At 33.5% G+C, this 12,342-nt stretch carries 5 protein-coding genes; all 5 read right to left on the bottom strand.

Going from position 1 to position 12,342, the window contains the following annotated elements; translation table 11 throughout:
• Window positions 1-314: 314 nt before the first annotated feature.
• The 5 genes from ACQ334_RS00110 to brxL all read right to left on the bottom strand — a co-directional run bounded on the left by ACQ334_RS00110 (window position 315) and on the right by brxL (window position 12,305).
• Complete coding sequence (locus tag ACQ334_RS00110) at window positions 315-1,682, bottom strand: 5-methylcytosine restriction system specificity protein McrC (RefSeq protein ID WP_430986109.1); 1,368 nt, start codon at window positions 1,680-1,682, stop codon at window positions 315-317.
• Window positions 1,682-3,442, bottom strand: coding sequence for an AAA family ATPase (locus ACQ334_RS00105; RefSeq protein WP_430986108.1), 1,761 nt, complete (start codon window positions 3,440-3,442; stop codon window positions 1,682-1,684). The genes ACQ334_RS00110 and ACQ334_RS00105 overlap by 1 nt, the downstream gene beginning before the upstream one ends.
• 19 nt (window positions 3,443-3,461) lie before the next feature.
• Window positions 3,462-5,180: an AAA domain-containing protein gene (locus ACQ334_RS00100; protein ID WP_430986107.1), complete on the bottom strand. Its 1,719-nt coding sequence runs from the start codon at window positions 5,178-5,180 to the stop codon at window positions 3,462-3,464.
• Window positions 5,173-10,056 carry a sacsin N-terminal ATP-binding-like domain-containing protein gene (locus ACQ334_RS00095; RefSeq protein WP_430986106.1) on the bottom strand — a complete coding sequence of 1,628 codons (4,884 nt, stop codon included), beginning with the start codon at window positions 10,054-10,056 and terminating at the stop codon, window positions 5,173-5,175. Before ACQ334_RS00095 ends, ACQ334_RS00100 begins: the two co-directional genes overlap by 8 nt.
• A gap of 200 nt (window positions 10,057-10,256) precedes the next feature.
• Window positions 10,257-12,305 (bottom strand): protease Lon-related BREX system protein BrxL, encoded by a 2,049-nt coding sequence (brxL, locus tag ACQ334_RS00090; RefSeq protein WP_430986105.1) that lies wholly within the window; start codon window positions 12,303-12,305, stop codon window positions 10,257-10,259.
• Between the last annotated feature and the right edge of the window lie 37 nt (window positions 12,306-12,342).

Below are 12,342 nucleotides of genomic sequence, written 5' to 3'. Positions count from 1 at the left end.
AGCCAAACCTGAACAAGGACTGCCAGAGTGATAGATTTAAACAAAATAACCGCACCCTCACAGCACCGGGATTGTTGGTGGCAGTATAAAGGATGGTTTTGTCTGTTGGCCTTGTGCTTATGCTGGGAAGCGTTGGCTTTGTGCCGGTGCTATCTTTGCAGTTTATTTTATTTTTTAAATGTAGTGCCAGTTGTCATCCGTTGGATTGGAAACATGAAGGTTTGACGGAGAGAATAGGGATTGAAATTCTTACACAGTACAGGCCTTGTTTTTGAGTCCGTTAAATGTGGCTTATTTTGTTGTTTGTAAAATGCCTAATTGATTGTGCCTTTTAATGTCAAAGCCAGACGGTCTATAAACTGAGTTTCTTTTTCCTTCATCAAAACTATCTTCTCATCATGAGAAATTGAATCTTCATTTAAAAATGAGATATCAATGCCATCTACAATAAAATTTGTGCTTGAGGCTGTTTCGCCAAACAACCCTTTGGAATGATGAGATAACAACTTAATACTATCTGATTTTGAAGTTATCGGATATAATAAGCCAGCCGCAATTAAATTACTATTTATTGAATAATAGCCAGAATAAGTATGAATTTGAAAGAAATCAGTACGATCTAACTCCTTTCCAAAAAAATACATCCGCTTATATTTAGCATCTAATACAACGCTTTGGCTTGCTTTTAATAAAACAATATCAGGTATGATACTTCTACCATAAAATTTATCGTTGTATACAAAATGTTTCACATCAACCTGCTTCCAGCCTTCTGGTTGCAATTTCCTTTTCAAAAGCGACTTAAGATATAATTCCCATACTTCTGCCATGTCAATAAAAAAACTAAACCCTTTATTTTGCTTATTACTTTTTTCTTGATTGAGAATATTTTTCCTTTGAATAATATCCCATGAAAAATCTACTAATGGTTTAAAAGAAACATAAATATCCTTGTAAACAATGTTCCGGTATTGATGATTATTTACATTATTTACATCTTTCATTTCCGCAAACAAATCATTTAAAGCATCCTGTGCGTTATCAGGTAAGTTTATGCTGTCTAATCCATAATCAGTTTTAAGTATTTTGTAGGCCCGTAAAATGATACTAGAAATTGTGGCATCAACAGCTTTCTCCTTGTATGATGATGAAATTAAATTCCGTTTTGTCAAAGACTGAATCGTTTTTGTGATGTCAATTTTACCTTTGATTTTTGAACCTTGATAAGAACGAGTAACATTTTTCTTTGGCACACCATGCTTATTTGCATTTGCTAAAAGCTGAACCCAAATAAATGAGATTACCTTTCGGATCAAAAATTGAATATCATTGTACTTGGTAATTTTATTTGTTGAATGGGTAAGCCGAATACTAAATATTTCCTCGAACATCCTAAATAAAAATAATTCACCAAATCTTGGTTGAATAGTCAATTTATATTCTTGAGCGTTGTATTTAAAGTTTGCCTCGCCTATATACCTACTTGACCACCATGAATTATTTTTGTAATCATATTCAAGTAAAGAAGTACTTTCTTCTGTGTATGGAATTGTTTTAAAATTAAAACAATTAAATGCTACAGCATTTGTGTTGAATGACTTTATTGCTTCCAAATGTTCAGAAGGAATTTGCATCAAGCTGCAATCTTTTGTTTCAATATTTATACAGTCATTTAATTGCATTATGGCAATAGAATTTGAGCCAATTTATTAATATGCTCTTCTTTTGTAGCCCTATCCATATTCCCTAAAAATGCTTCTAACATTGGCCTAACAGATATATCCCAAAGAACTTTTACCGAGGCGTTTTTACGTAACAGTTTAAGACGGGGGAACCCTTCTAAGTTTCTAAATGATTCATGAATATCTACAATCTCTGCAAAAAATGTGTGCCCAATCTGATATTGTTTTCCCAACTCTTCAATGCCTTCAATTGCAATATTTAGAGCTGTACATTTTGCTATGTACTCCTCAATTTCTTCATCTTTAATATTGCTACCTAATGTAGTACGCTTTTGACGAAGTATGTTTTTCAATATTTCCTGATTATATCCAAAGAAAAACCAAACAAACCTTCTTCTCAAAGCAAAATCAAGCCTTTCTAATGAGAAGTCAATTTCATTCATAGTTCCAATAACATAAAGGTTTTTTGGAACATTGATGATGAAATTCCCAACTGAAGTTGCAATATCTGTTTCTCTTTTTTCTAAAGCTGAAAACAGTTCACCAAACAATCGTGATAAATCAATGCGGTTTATTTCATCCAAGATCAGAACATTTGGGTAATCATCCTTTCTTACGTTTTTTAATAGTTCTAATAAATAACCTTCCTGTTTGATTGTATTCCCATCTTTAAATTGCGTACCGCCAATAAAATCTTCATAGGTGTAATTTGGATGTAGTTGTAGGTGATGGATACGATCTTTTTTAATTTCCGGGTTATCCTTAAAGTAAGCCCTTACATTCTCTGGTTTTGCAAAATAATGCTGATATATCAAGTTGGTAGCCAATTGCTCCGCTGAGTGTGTTTTACTCGTGCCAGGAGGACCATAAAAAATTATGGCTTTCTTATATTGAATTGCTTGAAAAGCATCGAAGTCAGAAATTCCACTATAATAATTCCATATCTCTATTAATTCAGCCTCGTAAAAACTAAAATCTGGTTCACCCCAGTATTCTGCAATTTTCTGTCGAATGGCTAAAATCTTCTCGTCTGAATTACCATCCAGTATATCTTTTGGTGCATCCGCCAGTAAGCTGTGGAATGTATTAATAATTCTATGTTTATGATTCTCTGATGCTATTGGTTCATAATGGGTTGGATTGCATAAATGAGGTAAAATGTTATACATTGCAAGTTTTCCTTCCGGAATTGCCTTCCAAATTGCTTCATCAATAAATTCTTTATCGCCATCCCAATCGTATTTGCACTTCAAACAAATCTTTTCGGCAATGGTATTGGCATCTTCAACTGTTTTTAAATTACCAGCTTCCTTTGATAAAAGCAATTGCTTAATCAGAAATATGATGAAAGTAATTTCGGCATGTTTATTTTGTCGATGCCATTGACCTGCCGAACCAAAACCCTGAGCTGGAAATTTATCCTGATGCAAAATAATACCCTGATCATTCATCACGTCCTTAACAACCTGCTGTTTCCTCCATTGAGTTATATCACTTGGAGACATTGCCCAAAGCCAATTTGCATGAGCAAAGAATAGAAGGGTTTTGTAATCTGCACCCTCAAATTGTTTGCGAATCTTTGTTTCAAAGTTATCTCCACCAACCAAGCCTTTGGTAATAAATCTCTCAATAACCTCATCAGTAATTGCAATGGTAAAAATGTCCTTATCATCTGTTAGTAAGCTATTCCCTTGCAGGATGCAAGTTTCAATGAATTGAGTGTATAAATCATACATTATTAATGCCCCATTTACTTTCATATTAATTTCTTTTATTTTACTATTTCGTTTGTATATGTTTAAAATAATTTGACACCTCTTCCGAAATCGACTTAAAGTGAAGTATGTCTTTATCTGCAATAAGCAATGTACAGAACCTGGCTCTGGAAGTGGCTACATTAAACCTATTGATTTGTAAAGCAAACGGTATGCTTTCAGTTGGAATAAAGAAAATACAAAAGTTTGTTGTTAAGCCTTGTATTCTGTCAATTGTTTCTACCAATACGTCTTCTGTATTTGAGCATTTAGAAAAAATCTCTTTTTGTAGAAAACGAATTGTATCCCGGTTAAATGCCAATACAGCGATTTCAGCTTTAGCATTATATTGCTTTAACTCATTAACCAATTCAACAATAAATTTAGAACACTCGCCTGAAGGTATTCGACCATCTGGTAATTCAAACATCTTCAATGAAGTACCCCCATTATTTTGGAATGTATTTTTTAGCAATGGAAACTGGCTGAAGTTCAATGGAAGCAGGGCATCTGATTTGCTCTTTAGCATTCCAGAATAAAACGAGTTAGTTGCATCAACACTATTTTGTGTAAGCCGGTATGAATTTGTAAGTATGTATTGCTTTGTTTTAGGCAAATAGTAGCTAATTGCTTTTAACCCACAAACCATCCAGTGGCAATTGTTTATATCTTCCTGTGCATATTCTTTATGGAATATTGGTTCAAGCTGTTTTGTGTCGCCAATAATTATGCATTTCTTGCCCAGTTTTCTCGCTAAAGCAATCGTTGATAAAAACGCCTGGCTTGCTTCTTCTATGATAATGTAATCAAAGTGATCCGCAACCATTGCTTTTGCAGCAATCTGAGACATGATGTAGTAGGTTGACAATAGCATTTGAGGCTTCTGCTGACTAAGGCTTTTAAAAGCCTTTATACCTCTTATTTTCTTGTTCTTAGATTCATCGGCTGTCAGAGCTGATTTAAATATCTTACCTTCTGCTAATCCGGTTTTCAAATGCTCCTTTTCCGCCAATTCAACTAAAGCTCTATTGGTTAATGCAGTTACTAATATCCTATAATCTGTTTTTAGAAACGCACTACAAAGTTGCGCCATTAAATATGTTTTACCCGTACCGGGTGGACCTTGTACGATTATTATTTCATTTTGAATTAAATCTGTTTGAATATTTGTTACAATATCTTCATTGACAACTAATGGTTTAGGGTTCCATTTTACTTCATTAATATCTAAGGACAATATCTCATTTGAATTTGCAGGTGTTTCCTTTAAGAAATTCAAAAGATTTAATAGATAATTTAGTGGGGGGTCAGTTGGTGCTAAAAATACCAATGCATTCTTCTGATATTTTTCGACATCTTCAACTTTTACACCGGATAAGCCAACAATAGAGTGATCCTTTTCATAAGTGAAGAAAACTGTTTTTGATTCAAATTGTGCAGTAACTTTTGTTCTTAAATCTTTGTAGGTTAACCCGCCCCAATTTCTCACTGCGTCGTTCTGAATCTCGGAAACGAAACACTGAAAGTGTTCGTTTTTCCTCGGAGGTAAACATACCTTATGGTCAAACTTAACAATCAGATTTCCTCTGGCTTCGTCAAAACCCTGGTAACGGCATAAATACAATTGTCCATTAACAAACATTTTTGCGGCCTGTGTATTAAGTAATTTATTAAATTCATTTGTTTGATAAATAAGTTCATCCCGAATAAGTTCAATATGTTTAAGATGATTCAACCTATTCATAATTATCAGTATTAAGTATTTTTAATATTGCTAAAGCATCATCTGTTTGCTTTTCCCGATCAACAATTAAGAAATGAAATTTTCCTTTACCTTGGTTCTCCTCACATATTCGAAGAATTTCCTGTTCACTTGGCTTACCTTGATAAAGCATTAAATAATTATGATAAAGCTCCAGTATTTCAGAATATGAATTATATATTCTAATGTCCTTTGTTCCGTAATCGATTGCCATTTTAAATTGATTATCTCTCATTTGTATAATTTCATGGGGATGTATATATGCAAATGAGCCTCTAGCACTATGTATGAAATATTTATTTGTCCCTTCTTCTATCTTATTAAATCCCCATTCATTATTATAATTCAAACCAAGACGTTTACACAGCTTCAATTTTGCGAGCAGATTAAACGTTTTTTTCTTTTCCTCAGGCTGGTTTTTAAAGGTAGCTAAAATGGATTTAAGTTCTTCAATTTTATCAGCATCATAAATATCCTCAACCTTTCTCATTCCCTCAATGAAGTCATGTACTTCTTTTAAATAGTCACTTAACGGTTCTTCTTTCTCTTGTTCCTGGGCAGGATTCCATTCTTTAGGCGTTGCTCCGACTTCCTCATTTAGCTTTTCAATTATCTTTTCATCATCCCAGCGATTAATTAAATTTTCAAACCATAACCTTTCAATTTTTTCATGTTGGATTAGCCGAAATAAGAAGTCCTTAATTTCTTCATTTGTTTTCCAGTTGTCTTTATAAAGAACTCCATTTTCCGCATCGTTAAAATGAAAGCCACTTTCTATCTTGTAAATCGGGTTGATTTCAGGAAACACCATTGCGATAGATGTTACTTCATAAAATCTAAATTGAGTAACCTTTTCAATTAATTCCATTTCAATCTCCACATAATTTGAATGGTCAATTTTGAAGGCGATAAATTTTGCCTTACTTTTAAAGAACAGCCCAATTTCTTCTGTAACTGTTAGAGTTTTTGGGGTTGTTTTCAGAACCAGATTATCTTCTGATAATTTTTGAATATCAAAATTATCTGCCATAGAATGAAAAACTTCGTGAAGTTGTTGATCTGGCTCAATTTGAAATTGTTCATCTATTGAAATGAACAATGTAGATATAGGTTTCCATTCAAGGTGTTTATTGAGTAAAAATAACCCTGCTTTTTCATCATCGCTTGGAGCATAAACTGATAGAATATTTACAAGTTGAAGTTTCGTTATATATTCATATGTTAGCCTGTTTTCTGTTCTACTTAATAACTCAATACAATGTTTTTGGGAAAGTTGTTTCTGAATGCCTAAAATATCCTCCAGTGATTTTGTTTCGTCATTGTTAAAATATATTTCACTCAAGTCAAATTTCTGCAAATCATTCTTATCGGTAATATAATCGATCAGTTGAAAAGAATACAATTCGTTTGGTTTTCTCAATTTATCTTCTTGATTTGGAAGAGTTGCGTTTTGTTTTATGTAATTGACCACAAAGTTTTCAAACGAAACAGAATTAAAAGCCATCTTGTATGTACTTTCTCCAAATAAATACTTTATGTGCTTTGAGTTTTGCTTTTTTACTTCGCTCCAAAATATTTCAGCATATTTGAATTCGTTTAACAACGATTTGTAATTCAAGTCAATGTGATTTACCAACCTATGTTGATTTGCATACCGTGCAGCATTTTGAACGACATAGTTACTCTTTCTTTCAAACGCTTGCCTATATTGAGATGGAATTTCGTTACGCTTCAGCTCAGTTGTAGAGAATTTAAAACTGTCATTAACTCCCATTTCAATTAGAAAGTACTTTTCAATTTCAGTTGGAAAGTATTTCTCACATAGAAAATGTAATGTGGAATTTATTGCTTCCTCATTCTGTAAACTCAACTTTGGTTTGTAGTGGTTTGACAAATGAATGTTATTTGGCAAATGCCATTCAGCATTACTTGTTTGTAATTTAATTTGAGACAAAGAATTTTCGAAATCGAAGTTTAAACCATTTTCTTTTTTGCCTTTATGTAATTCGGAAATACTTTTTAATAATTCAAAATGCCTTGCTTGCATTTGATCCTGCAAGTCTATGAAGAAATTAAGTTTAGCATCAAATACATGTTGCTTGTCTGATAACTCAACACAACCAATCAGCGCAAAGAAATTCTTCCATTCTGCAATCTGATTAGTTTTTGGTGCATACTCTTGCGCAATTTGATTTGTAAGTTCTATATTGGCAAGCCATGAGGAAATAAGTTGATTGTTGTTGTAATAGTCAGAAATAAAACACTCAGTTGATTTTCGGAACTCATTGTCACCGCATTTTATTTTCAGATTAGTTTTTATTAACCCAATTTGCGCATCTGATAATTTGTTTGTAGAGTCTTTCCAAAACCTGAAAATTTGTTTTGTTATTTCAAAGTGTTTAGGAACTTCAATTGCTGGAAGTTTTGGCAACAAAACTTCAATTACTTTTTGTAAGTCGGTAATTGCCGCTGCCTGTTTGAAAATCTTTTTCCATTTTTCTGCTTCTCTTTTCTTCTCAATGTATTTTTCAGAAATAAATACTGCATCGGTGCTGATATCTTTTACGACACTTTCAATCTCATTGGCAAAATTAAATTCAGCTGACAAGTAAGCGGATGAAATAACTTTTTTTAATAATTCGTTTCCCCCTTTTGGTTTGCATAAAACTTCAAACTGTTGTAATGAATCTGTTATTAATTTTTCCTTCTCAAATAAATTCCAGTGGTCAAATATGAATTTCCAGAAATTGAGAAGATCTGTTTCATCTGTTAAAGCAGCGTTTACAGTCTTCTGCTTTCCTAAAATATTTTTATTGTAAAATTTGACTGCATTAAACTCTCTTAGTACCAGGGAAATTTTATTCTCATCCAATAAAGTCAAAAGCTCACTGTTTATCTTTTCAGTTGGTATAAAAGTTACTTCTTCAGGAATTCTACCAAACAATGAAGATGATTTGTGTAGTTGTCTGCCTTCTGATAAAATTATTTTTTCTGTTACAATCAAACTCTGTAACTCTTCTTTTGAATTAAAATAGTGAATGAGCTTGAAGTTATTTGATGGAATCTTTAACCACTCTTGAAACTCAACTTTTTTAAGGTCGGTTTTCAAGTCTCCAACTCCGTAAACAACTCCTTGTTCGTATTCTGTAATTAGTGCTTTTATTTTTTCAATCCCTTCACCAACTTCATTGTGAATCAACTTTTCTTTGATGCCGGTAAGTGTGAAATAATCTTCTTTCAATAAATCAGCCAAACCCGTTTCGTCAATGAAAATATTTGAAAGAATTTCTAAAGTTCCTGATTGTGTAGGGATAAATGGAATTGCAGGATTGGTCTCAGTTCCTAAAAGTGACAAATCAAAACCCTGCTTGAACGCTTCCAAAAGAAACAAATTATTGGATGTTTTTGATCTTAGTTCTTGAATGTTCTTCGATAAACCTGGCAACAATTTCAAGTAATCTCTTTTGAAGATTATCTGTTCTGTTGTTTTATGCTTTACAGTGAAAAGAGTATTTAACCAGTTAAAGAATTTCTTGCCTACTTCTTTCATCAAATATTTATTCCACTCGTTTTCAAACAAGTAGTGTCTATCACCAGTCGGAATGAAATCGGAGTTTACAAGAAAGGAAAATCCTAAGTTTACTTTTGTAGGAAGGTAATTGTACAGAATTGCTTCGGATAAAGGAATGATTTGATAATCTGAATGTTTCAATGAAAATTGAATTTCTATTTCATCAACTCCTACAAGTTTTTCAGGGATATTTCCTGTGTTTGTTTCAAATAGTTTCTTAATCTCTGATTTTATTTCCTCTGGTAGTTTTAGCTTGAATTCACGAATCCACCACTCTCTAGTTGTTTGTGAAACAAGAACTCTGTCAATAGAAACATTCCTGATATTTCGCAAAAATAAAATTACTGGTGTACTAGATTCTTGTGAGAAAATGTCATTCAATAATACTTTCCATTCTTCAATTTTACTTTTACCAAGCTTAGATTCAATAACAACATTCACATTCTCTTTAATTGGCAGTTCTTTCAATGCACTTAAATTCTCTATCCAAATTGGAATGATCTGAAAAGGTTTTTCCCTTTGGAATTCTGGGTGTTTTTTGTCAAATTTAAAAATGTATTTACCTGACTTTACCAATACTTTTTCTGAATAAGCGAATACACTTTTGAAGCCAATTCCCTTATACCCTATTTTGTCAACATCATCTTGTTTATCTCCATCATTAATATTACAGAGTGCATAAACATTATTGAACTTGAAGGGGCTTCCATTGTGTGAAAAAATAAATTCGTTTGTAGTTGTAAATATTTTTACATCAACCTTTTTATTTGGTAAGGGGTAATCATCAGCATTTTGAAGCAACTCATAAATGAATGCTTCTTTAACTCTATTTATTTCTCTTTCTATAATTCTTAACGACTGAATATTGTTTCTGTCACTTTCCAAATTTTGATGTGCCTTTCGGGTGTATAGGTTAAGAACAAATTCTTTTTCTTTTGGTTGAAATAGTTTTGGTTCAAAACTTAAATCAATGGTAATCAGGGTAGGATTATTGAGAAATTTCCTCAAACCTTCTTCACCCAATTTTATTTTGAATTCATACCATTCATTTTGCAAAATGTATGAATGCTTTTCTCTAATCTCAATTTTTATTTTTTGCCCAATATGTTCATTCCCTTGACCAACATAAGTCAGGGGAATAAAATTTTTGTTTCTGATATTAATAAAACTGTCCTTGCCCTTATAGTTGACAAACCTGCCAACAACAATTAGGTCATCTCCAATTTCTAATTGTTTTTTAATAACAGCTAAGATTTCATTATCCGATTTATCAAACCAGTTTGGCATATATTTTCAGATACTATTTTATAAAAACCACAGGCTCTCCTTGCCGTGGTCAGGTAGTTTTTCGTGGGTGGGGCAATGGAATATCCTCGGCCACCATTTCGTGATATTTGATTTTAATGGGCAGGTTCTGCTGGCTTACGTTTTTCCAATACATTCTGCTGAATTGATATACCTTGTCATCGCTATTTATCGAAGAAATATCACTCCCCTAGTACCGCCTTCTGCAACAACATCTGACTATTCCCATAAAAAGGAGTATCTGTTTTACCTAAAATATTGGAAGGTAATGTTGTCATTTCCCCTAAGTTATCCATTGGTACTAATACTGTCTTTGCCCCATTTTCTGAAAGCAATGTTACCTTATCAGCAAAGTTTTGAGCTCTTTCTACTGCTCCTCCAATTGAGATATTTCCTAACACAGCCAACCCAGCTTTGAGATTTTTTTTATAGATAGCTGAGATGATGGCAACATAAACAGCACTTCCAATACCGCCAAAAATGTAAGCACCCATCAGGTTACTAATTTGGATGTTCAAATCGTAACCAGCAAGCGAATGCTGTTCATTGAGAATACTTTTTTCATTTGCCCGGAGATAGTTGTAGGTATTTTTTATATTCTCCTTTACTTCTTGGCTGTTTGTACCCGTCACATTTACTTTACCACTACCTCGGATTGCCACCACTTCAATTTTAACTAAGGAATTGTTTTCTCCATCGCTTGTTGCTGTATAACATACTCCGGGTGGCAAGGGATTACTTTCAATTAGAGATGAGCCTCTTTCTTCGGGCAGGCCAACAAAAATTTCATCTTGTGTTTCCTTGTCAATGTATGAGAAATTGGTATCCCAGAACTCCATGCCGCCAATACGTTTCAACTGTTCCTTCACTCTCCTACGCATTTCCATTGCTGTTACCAAGTATTCTCTAATGTCTTCCTTTGTATAAATGCCATCAGGATGCAGTAGCTTAATGAAGCCTGAAACAATTCTACGAACCGATTTAGAATCTCTTTGCTTTAGATGAGCACCAAGCGTAAAGTAATTATCAATGGCATCATAGTAAGTAGTCTTTCGCTGCGATTTTAGTATTTCAGAAAAGAAATCTGTACTAAAACCAAAATGATTGGTGAAATTCTTAGAGCTAAATTTGCTTATTTCCCAGCCGGGCAAGAATAAATTAATACGATCTAAAAAGGCCGTATCATAATTCACTTCATCGGATAAAGGGCTGAACAAATGAGAAGTTTGCAAAACAGTTTCAACAGGCTGATTGATATTACCATTCAATATGATTGAAGCAGAACCTGAAATCTCACCTCCTTTTGCTCTTGAAAAAGAACCGGACTCCATGTAATCTTTCATCAAAGGAATAGCATCACGGTCTTTGAATAACTTATCTGTACTTTCATCAAAACAGATAGCATCCCACAAACCAACAGCGCCAACACGGCCAGTAGTATTGTTCACGAATAATTGAGCTACTGAACCTTGGCCACCTGAAATCAAAATGGCATAGGGTGTAATTTCTTTATAGATGTAGGACTTGCCGGATGCCCTGGGACCCAACTCAACCATATTGAAATTGGCTTCTACCAACGGTACTAAACGGCATAAGAGTAAATTCAAACTACGATCATTCAATCCTTCACTTTGTGGCTCATAGCCTGCACTACGAAGTAGCAGGGTTTTCCATTCCTCTTTAGTGAACTCTTTTCTTTTATCAGAAATTTTCGTGTTGTCAAAGCTGGATAACTGGATCGGTTTAATATCTCTAACCACAAAAGGAAATACTGTTGAGCCAATTGTAATCATCGGATCATATTCCATTTCAATAATTGCCCAAATGCCGCCAAGCATTAGTTTCTCATGGGTACGTACCAATTCGTCACTGATATTTGCTTTTCTAATATTACTATTAGCGATATTTGCCCAATAGCGGTCTCTCTGCGGATCGAGTTCAACCGAAATTTTATCAATTATTTTATACCTCCCTTTTTCACGCAACTTCGATTGTATAAGGGTGCTTTCTTCCGGATTGATATAATGATCACGAAGAATTTTTTTAACATTCTCCATGCCTTCTTTTAGCTTTTCTTCATCCTCAGTACTGCAAGTATTAGCTAATAGATATTCCAATACAAATGCAGGTACATTTGCACCACCTTTGATGATACCTACTAAATCCTTTTTCACAACAAAACCTCTAAAGTGATCTAATGCTTTTTTATCTAATTCATCTAAGACAATCATAATGATATCATTTTATCAATTTAACAAGTATAATTCT

The sequence above is a fragment of the Ferruginibacter sp. SUN106 genome (assembly GCF_050611765.1).
Taxonomy (GTDB): domain Bacteria; phylum Bacteroidota; class Bacteroidia; order Chitinophagales; family Chitinophagaceae; genus Ferruginibacter.
This window is presented reverse-complemented; position numbering and strand designations above follow the sequence as displayed.